28 protein-coding genes are annotated in these 22,402 nt (G+C 69.3%); 8 read left to right on the top strand and 20 right to left on the bottom strand.

Annotation, left to right across the window (positions count from 1 at the left end):
• Positions 1 to 79: 79 nt before the first annotated feature.
• The 6 genes from ACUDP5_RS16340 to ACUDP5_RS16315 form a co-directional block, all read right to left on the bottom strand.
• The gene (locus ACUDP5_RS16340) at positions 80 to 850 is read right to left on the bottom strand and encodes an aldolase/citrate lyase family protein (protein WP_263913092.1); all 771 of its coding nucleotides are present in this window, start codon (positions 848 to 850) and stop codon (positions 80 to 82) included.
• 10 nt (positions 851 to 860) lie between these two features.
• Positions 861 to 1,643 carry a 2-oxo-hept-4-ene-1,7-dioate hydratase gene (gene hpaH / locus ACUDP5_RS16335; RefSeq protein WP_263913093.1) on the bottom strand — a complete coding sequence of 261 codons (783 nt, stop codon included), beginning with the start codon at positions 1,641 to 1,643 and terminating at the stop codon, positions 861 to 863.
• 10 nt (positions 1,644 to 1,653) lie between these two features.
• Positions 1,654 to 2,517, bottom strand: coding sequence for a fumarylacetoacetate hydrolase family protein (locus ACUDP5_RS16330; protein WP_445656593.1), 864 nt, complete (start codon positions 2,515 to 2,517; stop codon positions 1,654 to 1,656).
• Positions 2,514 to 3,386, bottom strand: coding sequence for an amidohydrolase family protein (locus tag ACUDP5_RS16325; RefSeq protein ID WP_445656592.1), 873 nt, complete (start codon positions 3,384 to 3,386; stop codon positions 2,514 to 2,516). Before ACUDP5_RS16325 ends, ACUDP5_RS16330 begins: the two co-directional genes overlap by 4 nt.
• 24 nt (positions 3,387 to 3,410) lie before the next feature.
• Positions 3,411 to 3,791: a RidA family protein gene (locus ACUDP5_RS16320; protein WP_175195161.1), complete on the bottom strand. Its 381-nt coding sequence runs from the start codon at positions 3,789 to 3,791 to the stop codon at positions 3,411 to 3,413.
• Between the two features lie 69 nt (positions 3,792 to 3,860).
• Positions 3,861 to 4,823, bottom strand: coding sequence for a Bug family tripartite tricarboxylate transporter substrate binding protein (locus ACUDP5_RS16315; RefSeq protein ID WP_445656591.1), 963 nt, complete (start codon positions 4,821 to 4,823; stop codon positions 3,861 to 3,863).
• A gap of 223 nt (positions 4,824 to 5,046) precedes the next feature.
• Here ACUDP5_RS16315 and ACUDP5_RS16310 point away from each other — a divergent pair, with 223 nt between their 5' ends.
• Complete coding sequence (locus ACUDP5_RS16310; RefSeq protein ID WP_445656590.1) at positions 5,047 to 5,679, top strand: flavin reductase family protein; 633 nt, start codon at positions 5,047 to 5,049, stop codon at positions 5,677 to 5,679.
• Positions 5,676 to 6,557, top strand: a complete 882-nt coding sequence (locus ACUDP5_RS16305; protein ID WP_445656589.1) for an IclR family transcriptional regulator — start codon at positions 5,676 to 5,678, stop codon at positions 6,555 to 6,557. Before ACUDP5_RS16310 ends, ACUDP5_RS16305 begins: the two co-directional genes overlap by 4 nt.
• Here the strand turns inward: ACUDP5_RS16305 and ACUDP5_RS16300 are convergent.
• Positions 6,538 to 7,041: a GNAT family N-acetyltransferase gene (locus ACUDP5_RS16300; RefSeq protein ID WP_445656588.1), complete on the bottom strand. Its 504-nt coding sequence runs from the start codon at positions 7,039 to 7,041 to the stop codon at positions 6,538 to 6,540. The genes ACUDP5_RS16305 and ACUDP5_RS16300 overlap by 20 nt on opposite strands.
• Before the next feature lie 113 nt (positions 7,042 to 7,154).
• On the opposite strand from ACUDP5_RS16300, the gene ACUDP5_RS16295 reads away from it, so the two are divergent.
• On the top strand, positions 7,155 to 7,688 hold the full coding sequence (locus ACUDP5_RS16295; protein WP_263913100.1) for a MarR family winged helix-turn-helix transcriptional regulator: 534 nt from the start codon (positions 7,155 to 7,157) through the stop codon (positions 7,686 to 7,688).
• Positions 7,685 to 8,479 (top strand): DNA alkylation repair protein, encoded by a 795-nt coding sequence (locus ACUDP5_RS16290; protein WP_445656587.1) that lies wholly within the window; start codon positions 7,685 to 7,687, stop codon positions 8,477 to 8,479. Before ACUDP5_RS16295 ends, ACUDP5_RS16290 begins: the two co-directional genes overlap by 4 nt.
• Before the next feature lie 41 nt (positions 8,480 to 8,520).
• On the opposite strand, the gene ACUDP5_RS16285 is transcribed toward ACUDP5_RS16290, so the two are convergent.
• Complete coding sequence (locus tag ACUDP5_RS16285) at positions 8,521 to 9,330, bottom strand: nucleotidyltransferase domain-containing protein (RefSeq protein WP_445656586.1); 810 nt, start codon at positions 9,328 to 9,330, stop codon at positions 8,521 to 8,523.
• A 110-nt stretch (positions 9,331 to 9,440) separates the two neighbouring features.
• On the bottom strand, positions 9,441 to 10,046 hold the full coding sequence (gene gstA / locus ACUDP5_RS16280) for a glutathione transferase GstA (protein ID WP_445656585.1): 606 nt from the start codon (positions 10,044 to 10,046) through the stop codon (positions 9,441 to 9,443).
• Positions 10,047 to 10,157: 111 nt separating this feature from the next.
• Here gstA and ACUDP5_RS16275 point away from each other — a divergent pair, with 111 nt between their 5' ends.
• Positions 10,158 to 11,087, top strand: a complete 930-nt coding sequence (locus tag ACUDP5_RS16275; protein WP_445656584.1) for a LysR family transcriptional regulator — start codon at positions 10,158 to 10,160, stop codon at positions 11,085 to 11,087.
• Positions 11,088 to 11,111: 24 nt separating this feature from the next.
• On the top strand, positions 11,112 to 11,540 hold the full coding sequence (locus ACUDP5_RS16270; protein ID WP_263913105.1) for a GNAT family N-acetyltransferase: 429 nt from the start codon (positions 11,112 to 11,114) through the stop codon (positions 11,538 to 11,540).
• Between the two features lie 22 nt (positions 11,541 to 11,562).
• Here the strand turns inward: ACUDP5_RS16270 and ACUDP5_RS16265 are convergent, their stop codons facing one another.
• Positions 11,563 to 12,465 (bottom strand): LysR family transcriptional regulator, encoded by a 903-nt coding sequence (locus ACUDP5_RS16265; RefSeq protein ID WP_445656583.1) that lies wholly within the window; start codon positions 12,463 to 12,465, stop codon positions 11,563 to 11,565.
• Between the two features lie 107 nt (positions 12,466 to 12,572).
• Between ACUDP5_RS16265 and ACUDP5_RS16260 the strand changes: the two genes are divergently transcribed.
• Entirely contained in the window at positions 12,573 to 13,781 is a 1,209-nt protein-coding gene (locus tag ACUDP5_RS16260; protein WP_445656582.1) for an MFS transporter, read from the top strand.
• Between the two features lie 167 nt (positions 13,782 to 13,948).
• Complete coding sequence (locus tag ACUDP5_RS16255) at positions 13,949 to 14,620, top strand: HAD family hydrolase (protein ID WP_263913108.1); 672 nt, start codon at positions 13,949 to 13,951, stop codon at positions 14,618 to 14,620.
• Positions 14,621 to 14,695: 75 nt separating this feature from the next.
• Here the strand turns inward: ACUDP5_RS16255 and ACUDP5_RS16250 are convergent, their stop codons facing one another.
• The 10 genes from ACUDP5_RS16250 to ACUDP5_RS16205 all read right to left on the bottom strand — a co-directional run bounded on the left by ACUDP5_RS16250 (position 14,696) and on the right by ACUDP5_RS16205 (position 22,206).
• Positions 14,696 to 15,655, bottom strand: a complete 960-nt coding sequence (locus tag ACUDP5_RS16250) for a DMT family transporter (RefSeq protein WP_445656581.1) — start codon at positions 15,653 to 15,655, stop codon at positions 14,696 to 14,698.
• 167 nt (positions 15,656 to 15,822) lie between these two features.
• Entirely contained in the window at positions 15,823 to 16,701 is an 879-nt protein-coding gene (locus tag ACUDP5_RS16245; RefSeq protein ID WP_445656580.1) for an AraC family ligand binding domain-containing protein, read from the bottom strand.
• A 129-nt stretch (positions 16,702 to 16,830) separates the two neighbouring features.
• On the bottom strand, positions 16,831 to 18,129 hold the full coding sequence (locus ACUDP5_RS16240; RefSeq protein ID WP_445656579.1) for an RNA polymerase sigma factor: 1,299 nt from the start codon (positions 18,127 to 18,129) through the stop codon (positions 16,831 to 16,833).
• Positions 18,126 to 18,533, bottom strand: a complete 408-nt coding sequence (locus tag ACUDP5_RS16235; protein ID WP_445656578.1) for a VOC family protein — start codon at positions 18,531 to 18,533, stop codon at positions 18,126 to 18,128. The genes ACUDP5_RS16240 and ACUDP5_RS16235 overlap by 4 nt, the downstream gene beginning before the upstream one ends.
• 22 nt (positions 18,534 to 18,555) lie before the next feature.
• A complete protein-coding gene (locus tag ACUDP5_RS16230; protein WP_263913112.1) occupies positions 18,556 to 18,969 on the bottom strand; it encodes a YciI family protein in 414 nt (137 codons plus the stop codon).
• Between the two features lie 165 nt (positions 18,970 to 19,134).
• Positions 19,135 to 19,488: a YciI family protein gene (locus ACUDP5_RS16225; protein WP_263913113.1), complete on the bottom strand. Its 354-nt coding sequence runs from the start codon at positions 19,486 to 19,488 to the stop codon at positions 19,135 to 19,137.
• A 115-nt stretch (positions 19,489 to 19,603) separates the two neighbouring features.
• On the bottom strand, positions 19,604 to 19,795 hold the full coding sequence (locus ACUDP5_RS16220; protein WP_263913114.1) for a helix-turn-helix transcriptional regulator: 192 nt from the start codon (positions 19,793 to 19,795) through the stop codon (positions 19,604 to 19,606).
• The gene (locus tag ACUDP5_RS16215; RefSeq protein ID WP_263913115.1) at positions 19,792 to 20,178 is read right to left on the bottom strand and encodes a hypothetical protein; all 387 of its coding nucleotides are present in this window, start codon (positions 20,176 to 20,178) and stop codon (positions 19,792 to 19,794) included. Before ACUDP5_RS16215 ends, ACUDP5_RS16220 begins: the two co-directional genes overlap by 4 nt.
• A gap of 124 nt (positions 20,179 to 20,302) precedes the next feature.
• Positions 20,303 to 21,343, bottom strand: coding sequence for an OmpA/MotB family protein (locus tag ACUDP5_RS16210; RefSeq protein ID WP_445656577.1), 1,041 nt, complete (start codon positions 21,341 to 21,343; stop codon positions 20,303 to 20,305).
• Positions 21,340 to 22,206 (bottom strand): MotA/TolQ/ExbB proton channel family protein, encoded by an 867-nt coding sequence (locus ACUDP5_RS16205; protein ID WP_263913117.1) that lies wholly within the window; start codon positions 22,204 to 22,206, stop codon positions 21,340 to 21,342. Before ACUDP5_RS16205 ends, ACUDP5_RS16210 begins: the two co-directional genes overlap by 4 nt.
• Between the last annotated feature and the right edge of the window lie 196 nt (positions 22,207 to 22,402).

Raw genomic sequence — 22,402 nt, 5'->3', positions numbered from 1 at the left:
GCCCGGCAGCGCGGTCAGGCGCGCGTTCCAGGGGCAAGCGCCTGGCCGCCCCGCGCGACCAGGCTCCCGTCTTGCGCTGCTACGCGGCCACGCTGAACCGCTGCGCCAGCTGATCGCACTGCCTGGCCAGCAAGGCCGCGTCGACCCCCACCGCCGTGAACAGGCTGCCCGCGGCCATGTAGCGCCGCGCCAGCGTTTCGTCCACGGTCAGCACGCCGGGCGCCTTGCCCGCCTTTCGAATGCGGGCGATGGCGGATTCGACCGCGGCCACCACCTTGGGGTGGCCGGGTTCGCCGGGGTAGCCCAGGCTTGCGGCCAGGTCGGCCGGGCCGATGAAGACGCCGTCCACGCCGTCGACGGCCGCCATGGCGTCCAGCTGCTCCAGCGCTTCGCCGGTTTCGGCCTGGATCAGCAGGCACAGTTCGTCTTCGCAGCGCTGCATGTAGTCGGCGACGCGGCCATAGCGGGTGGCGCGCACGGTGCCGCCCACGCCGCGTACGCCGAGCGGTGCATAGCGCATGCCGGCCACGGCGTGCTCGGCTTCGGCGGCATTCTGCACGTAGGGCAGCAGCAGGGTCTGCGCGCCGATGTCCAGGTAGCGCTTGATCTGCAGGTTGTCGTTCCAGGTCGGGCGTACGACGGGATGGCAGGAGTAGGCGGCCACCGCCTGCAACTGCGCCATCACCGTGGGCAACAGGGCGGGTGAATGCTCGGTATCCAGCAGCAGCCAGTCAAAGCCCGACCCGGCCACCAGTTCGGCGCTGTTGGGGTTGGCCAGCGTGACCCACAGGCCAGTCTGGTGGCGTTGGTCGCGCAGGGCCCGCTTGAATGCGTTGAGGGGAAGTTGCACGGCCGTCCCCTTACGAGAAATGCACCGAGATGCTGCCCAGCGGACCGTAGTCCGCATGGATGGTGTCGCCCTTGGCGACCGCGACGGTGCGGGTGAACGAGCCGGCCAGCACGACGTATCCGGCTTGCAGGCCGGTGTCGTGCTGCGCGAGTTTATTGGCCAGCCAGACGATGCCCATGGCCGGATGCCCCAGCACGGCGGCGGACACGCCCGACTCTTCGATGACGCCGTTCTTCAACAGCAGCGCGCCGACCCAGCGCAGGTCCACGTCCAGCGGCCGTACGGGGCGGCCGCCCAGGATGATGCCGGCGCAGGCGGCGTTGTCGGCGATGTTGTCGACGATGCGGCGCGGGTACTTGCTGCGCCCGTCGATCAGTTCCAGCGCCGGCACCACGTAGTCGGTCGCGTCCAGCACGTCGAACAGCGTGACGTCCGGGCCCTTGAGCGGCTTGCCCAGCACGAAGGCAAGCTCGACCTCCACGCGGGGCACGATGAGTTTATCGGTGGCGATGGTGTCGCCATCCTGGAAGAACATGGTGTCCAGCAAATGGCCGTAGTCGGGCTCGTTGATGCCGACGGTGCTCTGCATGGCCTTGGACGTCAGGCCGATCTTGTGGCCGCGCAACCGCGCGCCGGCCGCCAGCTTGGCGGCAATGATGCGTTGCTGGATGGTGTAGGCGTCGTCGATCTCGATGCCGGGAAAGGCCTGGTCCAGCTGGGTGGTGGGCACGCCGGTGCGTTCGGCCTCGATCAGCAGGTCGGCGGCGCGTTGGCGGGAGGCTTCGTTCAACATGGGGCTTACCTCAGGAGCGCGCGGCCGCTTCGTCGGCCACGGGGTTGGAGAGCGTGCCGATGCCCGAGACTTCCACCTCGACCACGTCACCGGGTTTCAGGAAACGGGGCGGCGTGAAGCGCACGCCCGCGCCGATCGGCGTGCCGGTCGAAATGACGTCGCCGGGTTGCAAGGTGGTCCAGGTGGAGATGTAGCGGATCAGTTCATCGAACGGGAACATCAGGTTGGCGGTGGTGTCGTGCTGGCGAATCTCGCCGTTGACGCGGGTGGTGACGGTCAGCGGCGCGCGGGGGTCGAACTCGTCGGCGGTGACGAGCCAAGGGCCCATGGACCCGCTGGCGTCCCAGTTCTTGCCTTGGGTGACGTTGAACTTGCCGTGGCGCAGCCAGTCGCGGATCGTGCCTTCGTTCAGGCAGGTCAGGCCGGCCACGTGCGACCAGGCGTCGGCCGCGGCGATGCGGCGGCCGGCCTTGCCGATGACCAGGGCGATTTCACCTTCGTAGTCCAGCTGTTCGGATTCCGGCGGCCGCAGCAGCGGCTGGCCGTGGCCCACGAACGACTCGGGAAAGCGCGGGAACACGCTGGGGTATTGCGGCGGCGCGCTGCCGTCTTTGTATTCCTCGTTGCGGTTGCCGTAGTTGACGCCCACGCAGATGATCTTGCCGGGCGCGGCAATGGGCGGGCGCAGCGTCAGGGCCGCCAGCGGCAACGTGGCGTCCAGGTTCGCGGCCAGGTCGGCCAGGCGCGGCAGGGCGCCGGCCGCCAGCACGGCGTGCAGGTCGGCATGGCCAAGCTGGCTCAGGTCGACGACCGAGTCGCCGCGCAACAGGCCGAAGCCGGCGCGGCCCTGGTATTCAAAGGACAGGAGTTTCATGCGTCGAATCCAAAAAGGCGGGCCGGGTTGTCGACCAGAATTTTCTTGAGCGTGGCGTCGTCGCCCGCGTAGCGGTGCAACTGATCCACCAGGCGGCCCTCGTCGGGCGGCTGCTTGACGGACACCGGGTGGGGCCAGTCGCTGCCCCATACGACGCGGTCGGGGTTGGCGGCGATCAGGGCGTGGGCCAGCGGCACCACGTCGTCCCAGGGCGGGCCGGATCGCGACAGCTTTTCGGTCAGCGACAGCATTACCCAGAAGTTGCCCCGGCCCAGCAACTCGACCAGCTTGCGGCGCGTGGGGTCGTCGGCCCCGGCGGTGGGGTCGGCGCGGCCCATGTGGTCGATCAGCACCGGAATGTCCAGCGCTTCGAACTGAGCCGCCTGCGCCATCATGCCGTCGGGTTCGGGCTGGAATTTTGCGTACCAGCCCAGTTCGCGGATGCGGTCGATGGCGCGCTGGAACGTGGCCGGGTCCATGCTGATGCCCAGGCCCTGGCGGGTGAAGCGCGCGCCGCGCACGCCCGCGTCGTGCAGCCGGGCGATGTAGGCGTCGTCGCGTTCGGCCAGCACCAGCGCGTTGGCGCAGCCGCGGTAGCCGGGGCCGGCCGTGGCCAGACCGTCCAGCACCACCTGGTGGTCGGCGCCGTAGGTGGTGGCCTGCACGATGACGCCGCGCTCGATGCCCAGCAGGCGGTGCAGGCGCAGCGCGGTGTCGATGGTGGCGCTGGGCATTTCATAGGCCGAGCCGGGGCGCACCGGGTAGCGGTAGACGGGCCCGAACACGTGGAACTGGCTGTCGCAGGCTTTCGGCGGCAAGGCCGTGGCCGGCGCGGTGGGGTGGGGGTGAAAGGGCAGGTATTGCGGCATGTTGGTCCTTGGTGTTGGCAGGCCCTAGCCCAGCACCGCGACGAAGTCGCATTCGATGAGCTTGTCGCCGTCCAGGTCCGCCTGCATGGTGTGGCGGGCGGGGCGATCGGCCGGGTCGGGAAAGGCGCGCAGCCACACGGCGTTGAGCGCCGCGCGCTGGCTGCGGTCGCGCATCCAGACGGTCATCTTGGCGATCTGGCCGAGCGACCCGCCGCCCGCTTGAACGATGCGGCGGATGTGGTCGAACATCAGCTCGCACTGGCGCTCCAGCGTGTCGCCGTAGGCGCCCGTGGCCGGGTCCGTGCCCTGGATGCTGCCGGAATACAGCAGGTTGCCGACGCGGCAGGCGGCGGGAATGGGGTTCTTGTGGCTGAAGCCTTCGGCGTAGATGCTTTGTCGTGTCATGGTGTGTGGCCAGGGAAAGGAGTCGGGAGCGGGCAGGGTCGGTCGGCGCCACAAGGCGCCTTGCGCAACCTAGTTGGCGGTGATGCCGGCGCGTTCGATGATGGGCGTCCAGCGCGCGTCTTCCGCGGCCAGGTAGCGGGTGAAATCGGCGGGCGAACTGGCCTGGGCATCGGCGCCCAGTTCCTGGAAGCGCTGGATGATGTCGGGCTGGCGCAGGATCTTGTCCAGCGCCTGGCTCAGTTGCGCCAATACCTCGGGCGGCGTGCCCTTGGGCGCCAGCAGGCCAGTGAAGGTGGCGGCTTCCATGCCGGGCACGCCGGCTTCGGCAAAGGTGGGCACGTCGGGCAGCGACGGCACGCGCTGCGCCGTCGTCACGGCCAGGCCACGCGTGCGGCCTTCCTTGATGTACGGCAGCGATACCGAGATCTGGTCGAAATTGAAGTCCACCTGGCCGCCCAACAGGTCGGTGGTGGCGGGGGCGTTGCCCTTGTATTGCGCCGTGGTCCAGCGTGCGCCGGTCAGCGATTGCAGCAGTTCGCTCACCAGGTGGTTGGTGGTGCCGGCGCCCGGCGAGGCCATGTTCAGCTTGCCCGGTTCCTGCCTGGCCAGCGCCAGCAGGTCGCCCAGGGTCTTGACCGGCAGGCCGGGCCGCACCTGCAACACCAGCGGCGTGTACGACACCGAGCTGATGGGTTCGAAATCGCGGTCCCACTTGTAGGCCTGGCGCTTGAAGATCAGCGGGCTGAACAGCAAGGGGCCGTTGGCCGCCATGAACAGCGTGTAGCCGTCGGGCGCCGAGCGCGCCACCTGTTCGCCTGCGATCATGCCGCCCGCGCCCGGCTTGTTTTCCACGATGAACGGCTGGCCGAACGCCGCCTGCAGGCCCGGCCCGATCAGGCGCGCGGCCACGTCCACATTGCCGCCGGGCGGGTAGGGCACCACGATCTTCACGGGTTTGTCGGGCCAGGCGTGGGCGAGGGTGGTCACAGCGGTCAGCGCCAGGGCGGCGCAGGCTTTGGCAAGCGGGTGCATGGGTTGTCTCCTTGGGTTGTTCTGTTGTTTGCACAGACTCTAGAAACTTGCCCGCCGGGCGACAACGCCAAAAATTCGAAAAAGTCCGAATGTTGGACTTATTGCGGGAATCGCGGTTTGTCCGGATTCACCGCCCCCTGGAAAACCCGGGAAAATGGGCGCAAAGCTATCGTCGGCCGCGGTATTGGCCGGCTTTTCAGGTTCAATATATGGACGTCTTGTGATGCGTATCGCCGCCCCGGAACTGACCCCCGAACAAACCTACAAGCTCATGAGCGGCATCGTGGTGCCGCGCCCGATCGCCTGGATCACCACGCTGGGGCCGGGCGGCAAGGTGAACCTGGCGCCGTTCAGCTGCTATACCTTCGTGTCCAACACGCCGCCGATGCTGGGCGTGAACATCGGCCGCAAGGCGGGGCTGCGCAAAGACACCGCCCGCAATATTCTTGAGCACGGCCATTTCGTGGTGAACATCGGCAATGCAGACCTGCTCGATGCCATTCACGCCAGCGCCGAAGAGCATCCGCCCGAAGTCAGCGAAGCCGAACTGCTGCAGCTGGACGTGCTGCCGGGCGAGGCCATCGCCACCCCGCGCCTGGCCGCGGCGCCCGTCAGCCTGGAATGCGTGCTGCACAGCGTGACGCCGTTTGGCGACACGGGGGCGGAATTCTTCGTCGGCGAAGTGCGGCTGTTTCACATCCGCGACGGGCTGGCGCGCGACGGCAAGATCGACACCACCTTGCTCGACCCCGTCTGCCGCATCGGCGGGCCGAACTACGCGCGGCTGGGGCCGCTGATCACCAAGCGCACGCTGCGCCAGACGCCCAAGTCGGTCATGGGGCAGGACACGCCATGAACGCGCGGGCGGGTGGCATAGCGGGCGACGTCGACGCACTGCGAGGCACGGTGGACGATGACCATACGCCGCGCGGCACGGCGGCGGGCAACGAGGCCGACGACGCGCTGCCCGGCGCGCAGACCGTGCGCCGCGCCATGGCAATCCTGCGGCTGGTGGCCTGCGGGCAAGAGCGGGGCGTGCGGCTGATCGACCTGGTGCGCATGTCGGGCCTGAACCGGCCCACCGTGCACCGCCTGCTCAAGACGCTGGTGCAGGAAGGCGCCGTCGAGCAGGACGTGGCCACCCGGCGTTACCTGATCGGCGGCGAGATCAGCCTGCTGGGCCTGGCACGCACGCGCCGCTTTCCGCTCTTGACCCTGGCCGATCCGTATCTGGCCGAACTGGCCGACCAGGTGGGGGACACCGTCTTCCTCAGCGTGCGCCACGGCCACGATTCCATCTGCATTGGCCGCAAGACCGGGCATCATCCGATCCAGGTGCTCTCGATCGAAGTGGGCGTGCGCCGGCCGCTGGGCCTGGGCGTGTCGGGCGTGGCGCTGCTGTCGTGCCTGGACGCGTCGGAAAGCGCCGCCATCGTGCACGCCAACGCCGCACGCCTGGCGGTGGCGGGGGAATCGGTCGATGATATCTTGCGGCGCGTGGACCAGGCACGTGCCAGCGGCATCGCGCATGCGCCCAACGGGCTGATGCCGGGCACCAGCGCGGTGGCGCTGGCGATTCGGGCAGATGATCGCGAACCGCTGGGCGCGGTGACGGTGACGGCCATGGCCGACCGGCTGGCCGGCGGCCGCCTGGCCCAGGTGGCCGAACGCATGCGCGACCGGGCGCAGGCCATCGCGCGGCGCCATGCCGAGGTCAGCGAACGGCGGCGGTAGGCTTGGGCAGTGCGTAAACGCGGGTGTCGCGGCCGTAGTGCGTTTCGTTGGCCTGGTACACGAAGCCCAGCTTGTGCAGTACGCGCTGCGAACCCAGGTTGTCCGGCCAGGTGACGGCAAACAATGCCGTGATGTCCAGCGTGCGCCAGGCATAGTCGCACAGCTGGCGCGCGGCCTGGGTGGCGTAGCCGCGGCCCCAGGCGGCCTGCTGCAGGCGGTAGGCCAGTTGCAGCCGGCCGGTGTCTTCCAGGCGGGTCAGGCTGATCCAGCCGACGGCCGCGCCGTCCGGCGCCACCACGGCCCAGTGGCCGATAGCGTCCACCGGTTGCTGCAGCCAGTCCAGCAATTCCTGGCGGCGCGCGTCGGTGGCCGGTTTCACGCCGGTGCTGTGGCGCATGACCTCGGGGTCGGACTCCAGGGCCAGGATCATCGGCACGTCGTCTTCGCGCAGGCGGCGCAGGGTGACGTCTGCATGTGGGGGCATAGGGGCGGGGCGTGAATGGGATGAATGCCATGATAGCGGCCGCGCCGACGACCACTTGCCAATTAATAGTTAGCCGCCATACTATATGCCACCATATTTCATGAGCCAAGTCCATGCCGCAGCCCGTTCGCCCCATGCTGGAACCCAAGCACCACGCCCTGCTGGACGAGGCCGCGCGTCGCGGCCTGCCCTCGTGCGATGGCATCGAACTCTGCTTCCAGGTCCTGGCCTTGGCCCGCGCCATTGACCGCGACTGCGCCGCGCGCCTGGCGCCCAGGCAGCTGTCCGAAGGCAAGTTCGTGCTGCTGTTCCTGCTGCATGGGCAGGCCGGCGGCCTGCCGCCCCACGAACTCGCGACGCGGGCTGGCGTGACGCGGGCCACGGTGACGGGGCTGCTGGACGGCCTGGAGCGCGACGGCTTCGTGCAGCGCCAAGCGGGGCAGCAAGATCGGCGCATGATCACCGCGCGGCTGACCGCCAAGGGCAAGACTACGGCGGCCAAGCTGTTCAAGGAACACGCGCAATGGATCGGATCGTTGTTCGACGGCCTGTCGCCGGCGGACCGTGCGCAGTTGAGCACGTTGCTGGGCAAGGTCTGGCAGGGCACCGACAGCGGCCGCGCCGCGTTGCTGGAGCAAGCCCGATGACCGCCGCATCCGCACGCAAGCCTGCTGGCCGCGGCGTGAAGGACATCGATGCCAAGCGCCTCGCACAACTGAATGCGGGCGCCCCGGCCTTGCACCTGACCGAATGCCTGGCGGTGGACTTTGCGCAGCTGATGCAGGCGGTGGCGCCGGATGTGGGCGCCGCCGGACTGGAACAGATGCGCGGCGCCGCCACTGCCGGCATTTCCAGGCGCATGGCGCTGGCGGCAGGCATCCTGCAGGCACAATTGGGCGCCGACGCCTTCGCGCGGATGGCCGGGCATGCGTCGGACACGGTGCGCGGATGGGCCTGCTTCATGGCGGGCGCGGCGCCGGGCCTATCGCTGAAGCAGCGGCTCGCGTGGATTCAGCCGTTGGCCGATGACGCGCATTTCGGCGTGCGGGAATGGGCCTGGCTGGCCGTGCGCCCGGCGCTGGCGGCCGAGCTGGATACGTCGATTGCGCTGTTGCGTCCCTGGACGACGCACCCATCAGAGCGGCTGCGCCGCTTCGCCAGCGAGTCGTTGCGGCCGCGCGGCGTGTGGTGCGCCCATATCGCGGCGCTCAAGGCCGACCCGGGCCGCGCCTTGCCGCTGCTGGAACCGCTACGCGCGGACCCGGCGGTGTATGTGCAGGATTCGGTGGCGAACTGGTTGAACGATGCCAGCAAGGACCAGCCGGCCTGGGTCAGGGCGGTGTGCACGCGCTGGGGCAAGGAAAGCCCGGTGGCCGCCACCCGGCGTCTATGCACGCGGGCCTTGCGCACCATCGGCGCCCAGGCCAAGTCGGGATAGTCGCCTATCCCGATCGTTGGGCCGGTATGCGCCGGCCGCGTTCAATACGTCAGCGATGCCCCCGTCACGACTTCGTACAGGAACCGGTCCAGCCGTTCGGTCTGGCCGTCCGGCCGGTCGAAGAAAGGCGCATTTTCCAGGGCCGTCAGCGTGGCTTCCAGATAGGCGTGGATCAACGGAAAGCGCGGGCCTTCCCTGGCCTCGCCGGCCTGCATCTTGATGGCCAGCAATTCGTTGATCTCGTCGCGCAGCGCGGGGTCGGTGACCATGGTGTCGGCCAGGTCGGCAAAGCGCATGGGCGGAATGCCGCGGCCGCTGTCGATCCATTGCGCGGCCAGCACCGGGCGCAGCACGTACAGGTATTTCTTCAGGCGCACGGTGTCGCCTTGCAGCGACTCGCGAAAGTTGCGCCCCGCCATGGCCACGTAGTGCCAGCGGCCCTTCATCTGCGAGAAATACTCGCTGCGAAAGTGCCGCAGCCAATCGCTGGTGGCGTCGTCCTGGCGGTACAGCACGGGCGAGTCCAGCCATTCGAACAGCGTGGGGTTGGACCCGCGCAGCAGTTGCAGCGCCTTGCGCAGTTCCCAGCCGGACACGTCCAGTTCATCGTCAATCGGCAGCTCGATGACGTCGCGCTGCGGCGACACGCGCAAATACCAGTCCAGCTTGTGCACGTACAGGAAGCGCACGTCGTAGTCGCTGTCGGGCGAGGCAAAGCCCCAGCCGCGGCTGCCGGATTCGCAGGCGAGCAGCACGCGCACGTCGTGGCGCTGTTCGATGTGTTCCAGGGTGGCCATGACGCGTTCGCGAATGGCCGGATCGATGGGGTGGGCGTGCAGGATCGAAGTCATCCGCAGATGCTATCACTGCGAACGATGCCGTGCCGCGTCAGGCGCCGCGCGCGCATGGCGGCCTTCGGTGCTGGGCCGCTGCCTTGCGCGCCGCCGACGCGGCGCATCGTTCAACCCGCCGCTTCCGCCGCCAGCGCGGCCTGCACCGCGGGGCGCGCCTCGATGCGAGCCTGGTAGTCGGGCAGGCCCGGCCAGCGCGCCAGGTCGATGTCGAACTGCGCCGCCCACCGCAGCACCGTGTACAGATAGGCGTCCGCCACGCCGTAGCGCTCGTCCAGCAGCGCCTGCCGTCCGCGCAGCGCCGCGGCCAGGTAGTCCAGCCGCTTTTCCAGGCGCGCCTGCCACCAGGTGCGCGCGTCCTCGGGCAGGGCGCGATTGAACAGCGGCCCGAAGCCGCCATGGATTTCGGTGGAAATGAAATTCAGCCATTCCTGCAGCCGGCTGCGGGCCCAGCTGCCGGCGGGCGGGGCCAGGCCGGTCTCGGGGCGCAGGTCGGCCAGGTACTGCACGATGGCCGGGCCTTCGGTCAGCACCTGGCCGTCGTCCACTTGCAGCGCCGCGACGTAGCCCTTGGGGTTGATGGCCAGGAAGTCGGCGCCGTCGACGGTGCGCTTGGTCTGGTTGTTCACTCGCACCCGTTCGAAGGGCAGGGCCAGTTCGCGCAGCACGATGTGCGGCGCCAGCGAGCAGGCGTTGGGGGCGTAATACAGCTTCATGCGGGCATCCTGAATCAATCGCAAAAGGGGGTTCCAGGCGTCAGCATGGGGCCGCCGCAGAAATCCGTAAAATTAAGCTTTCAGAAACAAGACATAAGTTGAACTGATGCCATGATGAACCTGATCCACTGGCGGCTGCTGCTGGCCGTGGCCGACGCCGGCAACATCACGCATGCCGCGCGGCAGGTGGGCATGACGCAGTCCGGCGCCAGCCAGGCCATCGCCCAGCTCGAACAGCAACTGGGCGCGCCGCTCTTCACGCGGGAACGCCGCCAAAGCGTGCCCACGGCGCTGGGCCTGCGGGTGGCGCAGGAAGCCCGCGCCATGCTGGCATCGCTGGGCCGCATCCAGACGCTGGCGCGCGAGGCCGCGGGCACGGCGGGCGGGGTGCTCCGGCTGGCCAGTTTCCCCATGGTGTTTTCGACCATCCTGCCGCCGGTGCTGCGGCGTTTTCGCCAGCTGCATCCGGGCATCGAGGTGATCGCGCTGGAAGCCAGCGACAGCGAGGTCGAAGACCTGCTCGCCGCCGGCACGGTGGACGTGGGCGTGGTGCTGAACCCGCCGGCCCGCCGCCGCACCTGCCCGCTGGGCGCGGACGACTGGGTGGCGGTGCTGCCGGCGGCACACCCGCTGGCGCTGGGCGCGTCGGTGCCCCTGGCGCAATTGGCGGCGCAGCCGTTTGTACTGGCCACCGGCGGCTGCACGGCGCACGCGGGCAGCGTGGCCGCCGACGCCGGACTGGCCCTGACCGACGTGCGCGCCCAGGTCATGGAATGGTCCAGCGCCTTTGCGCTGGTGCGCGACAACGTCGGCGTGGCGCTGGTGCCCGAGCTGACCTTGCCCGAGAATCGCCGCGGCCTGCGCGTGCTGCCGCTGGCGGCGCCCGTGCAGCGGCGTTTCGCGTTGGCGGCGTCGGAACCGGCCAAGGACGCGCCGGCCGTCCAGGCGCTGTTCGATATGTTGCGGCGCGATGACAGCCCTGGCCGCGCCCCGCGGCCGCGCGGCGCGCACGGTCATCGCGCCGACATGGCGCCGCGCTAGCATCGCGTTTTTCGGCGAGGCAACATGATCATCCGCAATGCAGAGGTCGGCGACAGCGCCGACATCGTTGAACTGCTGGCCCAGTTGGGCTACCCCGGTACGCAGGCGTTCGTGCCCGGGAAAATCGAGCGCCTGCTGGGCCACCGCGACGCCGAACTGCTGGTGGCCGAGGACGGCGGCCGGCTGCTGGGATTCATCGGCCTGCACTTCATGGTGCAGCTGGCCTTGCCGGGCGACTTCTGCCGCATCACCTATTTCTGCGTCAGCGATTCGGCGCGCGGCAGCGGCGTGGGCCGGGCGCTGGAAGAGGCGGCCGCGTCGCTGGCCGTGGCGCGCGGCTGCGACCGCATCGAAGTGCATTGCCATGAACGGCGCGTGGACGCGCACCGCTTCTATTACCGCCAGGGCTACGAGGAATCGCCGAAGTACCTGATGAAGCGCTGCCAGCGCTGAAAGGCCTTGCGGCGCGGCGCGTTCAAGCCGCCGCCAGCGCCGCGGCCAGCGTACGCGCCGCCGGCCCCAGCGGCTGGTCGATGCGGTGCGCCAGGTAGACCTCGGTCGCCACCTGGCTGCCGCGCCCCAGGCCGCCGGCGGGCAGGCGCAGCAGGCGGCCGTCGGCCAGGTCGCGTTCCACCAGCCACAGCGGCAGCCGGCCCCAGCCCACGCCGGCCAGGATCAACGCATGCTTGGTGTCCTGCCCGCTGACCCGACACGTCTGCGGCGACAGCACGGCAAAGTCGCGGCCGTCGCTGAGCGTGGACGGATCGGTCTGCACCACTTGCACATGGTCGGCCAGGTCGGGCGTGGCCAGCGGCTGGCCGTCGGCCACGCGCACGGCCAAGGGATGGCCCGCGCCCACCACCGCCACCATCTGTATCGACGACAGCGCCTGCAAGGCAATGCGCGGATGCCGGAAATGCTCGCCCGCGACGATGCCCAGCTGGTGGCTGCCGGCCAGCAGCGCGGCAATCGGCCCGCCCAGCGGCAGCACCGCCACGCGCGTGGCTACCGACGGATAGACCGCGCGCAGCCGGTTCAGCGCGGCGCCCACCTGGGCAATGGGATACAGCGTGTCCACCACCAGCGACAGTTCCAGCTCGACCCCTTCGCCCAGCCCCTGGGCGCGGGCCCGCATGGCATCCACGCGCAGCAGGATATCGCGCGCATTGGCCAGCAAGGCCTGGCCTTCGGGCGTCATGACGGGGCGGTGGCCGCTGCGGTCGAACAGCCGCACGCCCAACTGCGCTTCCATGTTGGCAATGGCGTGGCTGACGGCCGATTGCACCCGCGCCAACTGCCGCGCGGCGGCGCGGAAACTGCCGGTGTCGGCCACGGCGGCAAACACGCGTAGCTGGTCCAGGGTCAGGGCGTCTATCATCGGGGGCTTGATCTGTTTTTTAGATCGGTTCCATCAAAAGATTATCACTTATCAGAATCGGCTCCGCCCGGCATGCTGGCGGCTTCGCCAAGCGAGGAGAGGCAAGGATGGACAAGGCAGAAGGCGCGGCGCAGGCCGGCCAGCCGGCAGTCACGCGCTGGGGCGCGGTGCTGGCGATCGTGGGCGCAGGCGTCGTGGCGTCGTTGCAGGTGGGCAAGGTCATCATCGCGGCGCCCCTCTTGCGCCGCGACCTGGGGCTGGACCTGGCGTCCATCGGCACGCTGACGGCCGTGTTCTCGATCCTGGGCGTACTGGGCGGCATTGCGGCGGGCGGCATCATCGCGCGGTTCGGCGCGCGCCGCATGCTGTTGTGCGGCCTGCTGGCCACGGCCCTGGGCACCGCGGCGGGCGCATTGGCGCCGGGTTATGGCCCCTTGCTGGCCTCGCGCGTGGTTGAAGGCCTGGGGTTCCTGCTGATCACCGTGGCGGGGCCGGCGGCCTTGCAGCGCATCGTGCTGCCGTCCAGCCGCGACCTGGCCTTTGCGCTCTGGAGCTGCTATATGCCCACCGGCATGGCCGTGGCCATGCTGGCCTCGCAGGCGTTTGGCGATTGGCACGCCTACTGGTGGTGCGCCGGGGCCGCGGTGCTGGTGGCGCTGGCCTGCGTGGCCGCGCTGGCGCCGGCCATCCCGGGCGGCAAGGGGCTGTCGTGGGCCGGTTTGCGCCAGGACACCACCGACACCCTGGGCGCCACCGGGCCGCTGCTGCTGGCCGCCTCGTTCACGCTCTACAGCCTGATGTTCTTTGCGCTGTTCACGTTCCTGCCGGTGTTGCTGATGGACAAGCTGGGCCTGCCGCTGGCCACCGCCGGGCTGTACAGCGCGGCGGCCAGCGCCGCCAACATCATCGGCAACCTGGGGGCGGGCGTGCTGCTGTCGCGCGGCTGGCGGCGGTCTACCTTGATCGCCTGCGCCAGCGCGGCGATGGGCGTGGTGGCGCTGCTGATCTTCCGATCGGTGTTTCCGGCGATGCCGACCTTTCTCCTGTGCGTGCTGTTTTCGGCGGTGGGCGGGTTGATCCCGGCCACGCTGCTGGGCACCGCGCCGCTGGTGGCCCCCCGGCCGGCGCTGACGGCTTCGGCCGTCGGCCTGGTGATGATGGGCAGCAACCTGGGCCAGGTGATCGGCCCGGTCACGGTGGGCGGCGTGATCGACCGCTATGGCTGGGCGCAGGCCTCGCTGATTGTCGCGGCCGCGGCGCTGGGCGGCGTGTTCATCGCGTGGCGGTTGCGCCGGCTGGGCGGGGCGGGGTTGTAGGCGCAGGCAGGATCGTTGGCGCAATCCGGACGGCGCCGTCGGCACGGAACGATAGCCCGGGGCGATACCGGCAAGGCAGGCATGGCGGTGGCCGCGCACGCGCCGCACGACCGTGCAGCGGTCACGCGTCGGGCCTATCATGCAAGCTCGTCCTTCCTGGAGCCACCATGTCTTTTACGCCTGTCCCGCGCCTGGTCATCTTCGATTGCGACGGTGTCCTGATCGATAGCGAAATCATTGCCGCGCGCGCCCAGTCGCGCGCGCTGGCCGAACACGGCATTGCGATCACGCCGCAAGAGGCCGCCCGGCGCTTTGCCGGCATTCCCGACGCCGACATGTGGCAGACGCTGCAAGACGAAAACGCGCGTGTGCTGCCCGAGGATTTTCCGCGCCAATACGCCGACCGGCTGCAAGACACCTTCCGCCAGGAACTGCGCGCGCTGCCCGGCGTGCGCGAAACCCTGGCCGCGCTGCGCGAGCGCGGCATCGAATTCTGCGTGGCGTCCAGCAGCACCCCGCCCAAGCTGGAAGCCGCCCTCAAGCTGGTGGGCCTGTGGGATGCATTCGCGCCGCACGTCTTCAGCACGGCGCAGGTGGCGCACGGCAAACCCGCACCCGATGTGTTTCTGTTCGCCGCGCGCCAGATGCGCGCCGCCATCCTGGACTGCGTAGTGGTCGAAGACAGCGTGCCCGGCGTGCGCGCCGCCCGGGCCGCGCGCATGCGGGCGGTGGGCTATGTGGGCGCCTCGCACAACGGCCCGGACCAGCGCCAGCGCCTGCTGGACGAAGGCGCGTTCGAGGTCATCGACGATCTGCGGCGGCTGACGGACATCATTTAGTCGCCTGCGGTCAACGCCGTTGCGCCACTGCCGTGATGCCACTGCCGTGATGCCGCCGCAGTGACGACACCCCGGTCAGGCCGCCGCCGGCACGGCTTCGGGCTTGACCCGCACCGCGCGCAGCACCCCGATCACCAGCAGCGCGATGCCCACCAGCGTCAACGGCTGCGGCAGGCTGCCGCGCAGGATGAAGGCGTAGGCCAGCGCCGCCAGCGTCTCGAACACGATCAGTTGCCCGGCCAGGGCGGTGGGCAGGCGCTGGCTGGCTTCGTTCCAGCACAGCGTGCCCAGCCACGACGAGAACAGCCCGATGACGATCATCAAGCCCAGGAACACCTCGGGCCGAGGCCCCAGCGGCATGGCAAAGCCGCTGCCGGTGGCGGCCATGCCGCCCCACAGCAGGGCATAACCGGCCAACGCCAGCGGCAGCGTCGCCACGCCCTGGGCGGTAGCCCAGGTGCGCGGGCTGCGGCCGGGGTGGTCGCGCAGCCAGTCGGCGTTGCGCAAGGGGTACCAGGTCCAGCAGGCCACGGCGCCCAGCGCCAGCACGGCGCCGATGGCGTAGCGCGTCAGGTCGGCGTCGGCCTCCTGGCGCAGCGCCTGCAACTCGACCTGGTTGACGCAGCCGATGCCCAGCGCAATCAGCGCCAGCGACGGCGCCAGCCGCTTCCAGGGCAGCCGGCCGTCGCGCCGCGCATTGCGCAGGTTGGCGCAGATGGCAATCACCACGGGCAGCGTGCCGATGATCATCGTGGGCACGGGGCCGCCGGCGCGCTGGATGGCGCTGGCCAGGCACAGGTAATAGAGCAGGTTGCCAATCGCCGCCAGCTTCAGCGCTTCGACCCAGTCGGCGCGGGTCAGCTGGCGCAGGGCCCGGCGGTCCAGCCAGGCCAGCGGCAGCGCGATCAGGCCGAATGCCAGGTAGCGCGCCACCGATTGCAGGGCGGCGGGGTATTCGGGCAGCAACAGCGGGCCGACGAACACCAGCCCCCACATCAGGCCGGCCGCCAGCGCGTACAAGGTTCCTGCCCACATAAAGACTCCCATCGCGAATTCAATACAGACGGGCAGTCTAGCGATGAGGGCGGGGCGGGTCTTGTACCAGATTGCTGTGGCGCCGGGGGGGCATGCCGTCGGCAGGGCCGTGCCGGCGGGTGGCGGACCAGGGCCTGCGCGAGACGGCTTTTTCTTGTGGGCAGGCCCTAGGCGCGCACTTGCTTCTGATAGCGGGCCGGCGTCACGCCATAGCGGCGGGTGAACGCCCGCGTCAGGTGGGCCTGGTCGGTCAGCCCGGCAGCCAGCGCCACCTGCGCCGGGGTTTCGCCCGCGGCCAGCAGGCGCTTGGCCTCGAACAGGCGCAGCGCCATCAGCATCTGCTGGGGCGTGGCGTGGTGCTGCGCCTGGAAACTGCGCAGGAAATGGAATGGGCTCAGCCCGGCCACGTCGGCCAGTTCTTCCAGCGACAGGCGCCGCGACAGGTTGGCGCGCAGGTAGTCGATGACCCGGGCAAAGCGCGGCACGGCGGCCGCCTGCAAGGGTCGAGGCACGCGGGCGTGGCGGCGAAATTCCGTCAGCAGCGCGTACAGGGCGCTGTCGAACGCCAGCGGTTCGCGGGCCTGCCACAAGGCGTCGAGCAGCGCGGTGACGCGCTGCGCGCTGGCGGCGTCGTGGCCCACGGCGCAATCGAACCACCAATCGGCTTCGCCGGTGACCCGCGCGACCACGGCGGGGTCGATGTAGGCCATGCGGTAGCGCCAGCCGCCTTCGGTTTCGGCCTGGCCGGTGTGCAGTTCGTCGGGGTTCATCAGCACCACCGACCCGGACGGGGCCAGGTGCTCGGCGCCGCGGTAGCGAAAGCGTTCGACGCCGGCTTCGATCGCGCCCAGGCCAAAGGCTTCGTGCGTATGCGGCTCGAAGGCGTGGCGGATGATGTGGGCGCGGTACAGCTCGACGCCGGGCCGATGCGCCTGGCGGCGAAATTCGGCACGGTCGTCGGGATGGTCGAACGCCTGCGGCACACCGGCGATGATCGGCTCGGCGGGCGCGGCGGCGCCGCGGGGGGAAGGCAACAGGGAAGCCATCCAGGAATTTAAACATGATCGGTCGCGCCGTGGCCGCGCGCGCCGCAAACGTCAGACCAATGCCCGCCCGTGGGGGGCGACTCGGACCCGCCAGCGGGGGCGGATCCGCCCGGCGCCAGGGTCGTGGCACTATTTTTCCGCCTCGCCCTCCTGCATGGCCGCCTGCCGCGCCAGCAGCATCTCGCGTTCGCGGGCGTTCTGGGTGATGCCGGCCGCGCGTTCGAATTGCGCCGCGGCTTCGGCGCGCCGGCCCAGCTTGGCCAGCAGGTCGCCGCGCACACTGGGCAGCCAGTGGTAGTTGGCCAGCGACGGATCGCGGGCCAACTCGTCGGCCAGGTCCAGCCCGGCCTGCGGACCGAAGGCCATGCCGACGGCGACCGCGCGGTTCAGTTCCACCACCGGCGACGGCATGGCTTGCGCCAGCCGGTCATACAGCGCCACGATGCGCGGCCAGTCGGTGTCTTCGGCCTGCCGTGCCCGCGCATGGCAGGCGGCCAGGCCGGCCTGCAGCGCGTAAGGCCCGTTGGCGCCGCCCAGGTCTTCGGCCCGCGCCAGGGCGGCCAGGCCGCGGCGGATCAGCAGCGTGTCCCAGCGGCCGCGGTCCTGCTCCAGCAGCAGCACCGGGCGGCCCTGGGCGTCGCTGCGGGCATGCAGCCGCGAGGCCTGCAATTCCATCAGCGCCACCAGTCCGTGCACCTCGCTTTCCAAAGGCGCCAGTTGGGCCAGGATGCGCCCCAGCCGCAACGCTTCGTCGCACAGCGCCGGCCGCATCCAGTCCTGCCCCGAGGTGGCGGAATAGCCTTCATTGAAGATCAGGTAGATCACTTCCAGCACCGACGCCAGGCGCGCCCCGCGCTCTTGCGGGCCGGGCACCTCGAAGGGCACGCCGGCCGCGGTCAGGCTGCGCTTGGCCCGCACGATGCGCTGGGCGATGGTGGATTCCGACGCCAGGAAGGCACGCGCGATCTCGGCCGTGGACAGCCCGCCCAGCAGGCGCAGCGTCAACGCCACCCGCGCCTCGGTGGACAGCACCGGGTGGCAGGCCGTGAACACCAGCCGCAGCAGGTCGTCGCCGATGTCGTCCTGGCGCGCGGCATCCAGCGCGTCGACGAAATCGGGTTCCACGTCGGCCTGCAGCGCTTCCAGTTCATGCCCGATCTGCTCGTGCTTGCGGTGGTGGATGGCGTCCAGCCGCAGGCGGTCGCGGGCGCGGTTTTTGGCGGTGGTCATGAGCCACGCTCCCGGGTTGTCCGGCACGCCGGTGGTCGGCCAGCGCTCCAGCGCGGCCACCAGCGCGTCCTGGGCCAGTTCTTCGGCCAGCCCGACATCGCGCACCAGGCGCGCCACGCCGGCAATGACGCTGGCGGCTTCGATGCGCCAGACGGCCTCGATGGCGCGGTGCGTGGCGGCGGCGTCCGGCGGGGTCATGCCTGCGGGGTCTCGCCCGGCACCATGTGGAACACCTCCCAGATGTGGCCGTCCAGGTCGTCAAAGCCGTGGCTGTACATGAAGCCGTGGTCCTGCGGCGCGCGCGGCGCGGTGCCGCCGGCAGCGGTGGCGCGGGCCACCAGGTCGTCGACTTCGGCGCGGGTCTCGCACGACAGCGCGATCAGCACTTCGGTGCTTTGCGTGGCATCCGCGATGGGTTTGCCGGTAAAGCCCTGGAAGAAGGGTTTCACCAGCAGCATCACGTAGATGTTGTCGCCCACCACCATGCAGGCGCCCTGGTCGTTGGTGAACTGCGGATTGAAGGTGAACCCCAGGCTTTTGAAGAAGGCCTGCGACTTCTGCATGTCGCGGATGGGCAGGTTGACGAAGATCTGTTTGTGCATGGCGTGTCTCGGTTCAGGGGAATCAGCGGCCGTTGCCGGGCAGGGCACGAAAACGCTCGATGGCCTCGCCGGCGCCCAGGTCGTCCAGTTCGTACAGCTGGCGCACTTCGATTTCGCACGGCTGGTCGGGGAACGGTTCGGGAAAGCGCAGCGTCCATTGCAGGGCTTCTTCGCGCGATCGCACCTGGATCAGGGTGTAGCCGGCGATCAGTTCCTTGGTGTCGGCAAAGGGGCCGTCCACGACCTTGCGCTGGCCCTTGCTGTCGTACTGGATGCGCCAGCCGGCCGATGTGGGCCGCAAGCCGTTGGCATCGAGCAGCACGCCGGCCTTGGCCAGGGCCTCGTGGTAGGTGCCCATGGCGGCGAGCAGGCTGGCATCCGGCAGCAAGCCGGCTTCGCTGTCGGACGTGGCGCGCACGATGATCATGAATCGCATTGCAGTCTCCTGGTGTCGGTGGCAAGGCCCCAGGATTCGGGGCTTGTACCGGCACGACGCATGGCGCAGCGGCAAATCGACATCGCCATCCCTGATCTAGGGTAAATACCTAGTCAACGGGGCGGCTGCTGGCCGGTGTCCGCCTACGGCCGCCCGGCCGCGGCCTTACAGGAAACAGGGCCCCAGTTCCCGCACTTCGACCGTGGCCCACTGGGCGGCCGGGCACTCGGCCGCCAGCTTCAAGGCTTCGTCACGGCTGTCAGTGGTCAAGAGGAAAAAGCCGCCGATCATTTCCTTGGCTTCGGCGAACGGGCCGTCGACCAGCGTGCGCTGGCCGCCCCGTACCCGCAGCCGAACGCCTTCGGCATCGGATTTCAGCGATTCGGCGGCTTTCAGCAGGCCGCGCGACTGCAGGCCTTCGGCATAGCGCAGCATCTGCGCGTAGGCCTCGCGGCCTGCTTCCGGCGTGCGCTCGGCGCGTTGGCCCGTCGGTTCGACTATCAGCAGCATGTACGGCATGGATTCTTCCTGGTGAACGGCGCCCGGGGCGCGCTTGCAAGGCAGGGGCAGGCCGCCAGATTACAGCGGTTTGGCGCGCGCCGGGAGGCCCCGCTTCGGGGCCTGGCGACCCGATTCAGTCCTGCGGAAAAATGCGTTCGAGCGGCATGCCGAAGACCCGGGCGATGGCGAAGGCCAGCGGCAGGCTGGGGTCGTAGCGGCCGGTTTCGATGGCGTTGACGGTCTGGCGCGACACGTCCAGCTGTTCAGCCAGCGTTGCCTGGCTCCAGCCGCGTTCGGCGCGCAGGTCGCGGATGATGTTTTTCATCGGTTGCGCAGGTAGGTGATGGTGCTGGCGCCGACCCAGGCGATGGCCATCAGGGGCCAGACAAAAAACATGCTCAGCTTGGGAAAGCCGGCCAGCTCCAGGAAGCCGTAGGTGAATGTGGCGCCGGCGGTGATCGCGGCAGCAACGGCCAGGTGTTCGACGGTGGTCTTGCGCATGAACTCGTCGGATTGGCGGATCTGCCGCACCACGGAACGGATGATCAGCAAGATGCCCAGCACGGGGCTGGCTAGCAGCGCGGTGCGCAAGGCGCCGGATTCGAGCCGTGCGCCGGCATACGCCGAGGCGGCTACCAACGCCGCGTAGAGCGCCATCGCGACGCCGAATTCCTTGAGATAGCGGCGCAGGGCCAGCTTCTGATTCATGAGGGCAATCTCCGGTTGTGTAAAGCGTGCTTGACATTCTGGGGGTGGGATGTCGGTGTGTCAAGGTTGCTTTACATGGGCGGCAAAAATAAAACCGGCCGAAGCCGGTTGTGCTGACGTGAGGTCAGGAATTGCCGGGCGGGGCCGCAGCAGGGGCTTGCGCCTGGCCCGTGGCCGCCGGGGCAACGCCGGCCTGGGACGCGCGGGTCCGGGCCGCCGAGGGTTGTGCCGTTTTTGCGTCTGCCGCCTTGGGCTGGGCCGGCTGTTGCGCTGCCGTGATGTCCATGATCAGTTCCACCCGCCGATTGGCCGCCCGGCCCGCGGGGGTGTCGTTCGACTCGATCGGACGCGTTTCGGCATAGCCCACCGCGCGCAGGCGGCTGCCGGCCACGCCGTCGCGCACCAGTTCGCGCAGCACGCTGGTGGCGCGGCTGCTGGACAGTTCCCAGTTCGAGGCGAACTGGCGCGTCTGGATCGGAACGGGGTCGCTGTGGCCTTCCACCGACACCTGGTAGGCGTTCTTGTTCAAAATCACGGCCAGGCGCTTGATCACGTCCAGCCCGGCCGGGCTGAGCGTGGCCTGGCCCGACGGGAACAGCAGTTCGTTGCTGATCCGAAAGCTCACCGATTGCTCGTTGATGATGACGTCGACCGACTTGCCCAGGTCGCCCAGGCCCAGCGATTCCTTGGACGGCGCCTTCAACGGCTTGGCGGCATCGGCCACCACCACGCCGTCGGCCGGCGGTTCGGAGCTTTCCGCGGCGGCCGCGGCAACCGGCGCGGGCGGTTCCGCCCAACTGGCCGGAATGGCGACCGCATCGAATTCGGAATACTCGCCGTCATAGGTCGGCAGGCCCTTGGTCGCCAGCGTGCCGACCAGGTCCACCTGTTTGTCGCCGGCCTCGTAGAAGCCGCCGTGCAGCCGCGACACCGCCAGCAGCACCACCAGCATGGCCAGCAGCAGCGTGATCAGGTCCAGGTAGCTCAGCAGCCAGTTCTCGGCGTCCTGCTCGACCGTTTCCTCGACGTGCCAGCGGGCGTAGCGGTCCTTGCGGTCGCTTTTGCTGGGGCGCCAGCCGCTGTTGGCCGCCGCCTTCTGCGCACGCATCTGGGCCTGGCGGGCCTGCTCGATCCGCTGCGCCAGGGAAGGAGAAATCAGGCTCATTGGCGCGCGGCGGCGGGGCGGGTAATGGACACGGGCTTGGCGGCGGCCGGGGCCACCTGGCCTTCGGCCTTGGCGCGCGGGGCCGAAGCGCCGCCGTCGTAGATTTCGTCTTCGACGTGCATCACGAACGAATTCAGCGTTTCGCGCACCACGGCCGGGCCGCGCTTCTCGCACATCATGGCGATGCCCTGCAGCACCATGTTCATGGATTCCACGCGGCGCGCGGTACGGCGTTCCAGCTTCACGGCGATCGGCTTGCAGACCAGGTTGGCCAGCAAGATGCCGTAGAAGGTCGTCATCAGGCCGATGGCCAGCTGCTGGCCGATCATCGTCATGCTGCCGTCGCCCAGCACCGCCATCAGGTTGATCAGGCCGATCAGCGTGCCCAGCATGCCAAAGGCGGGCGCGAACGTGGCCATCACGCGGAACATCTGCGCCTCGGCCATTTCACGGGCCCGCAGCCGCGACACGCGCCACTGCAACAGCTCGATGATCTGCTCTTCCGGGGTGTTGTCGATGATGAGCTGCACGCCGGTGCGCAGGAACGGGTTGGTGACCTTTTTCAGCTCCTGCTCGACCTTGTGCACGTCCGTGTTCATCCACAGCTGCGCCATCGTCACCAGTTCTTCGATGTCGCGCTGCTGGTCATGCTGGTCGTTGCGGAACACCGTCACCACCAGCTTGAACACCCGCATCACTTCGGACAGCGGGTAGGCGATGAACAGCGCGGCGCAGGTGCCGCCCAGCACGATGGCCAGGCCCGGCAGGTTGAAATACAGGCCCGGGTCGGTGGCGGCCAGCGCCACGACGATAACCAGGGTAAGCAGGCCGACGACGGCGCCGATGACGGTAGACGGATTCATGGATCTTGCCCGATAGCTGGGGCACTCCGTTCACGGAATGCCGGATGGTGGCAAATTCTAGCCACGGACCGGGTCGGCCAATCGGGAAGAAAACGGGGCGAAAGGGGCGGTAAGCGCCGGCTTAAACCGCTTTTCAGGGGGCGCGCCGGGGCGCGTCCCGGCAGAAAAAACAGGGGCGGATTACGGGGCGAACCGA

This window comes from Achromobacter sp. NCFB-sbj8-Ac1-l (assembly GCF_052695805.1).
Note: the sequence above shows the minus strand (reverse complement) of the source record. Positions and strands in the feature narration are given on the sequence as shown.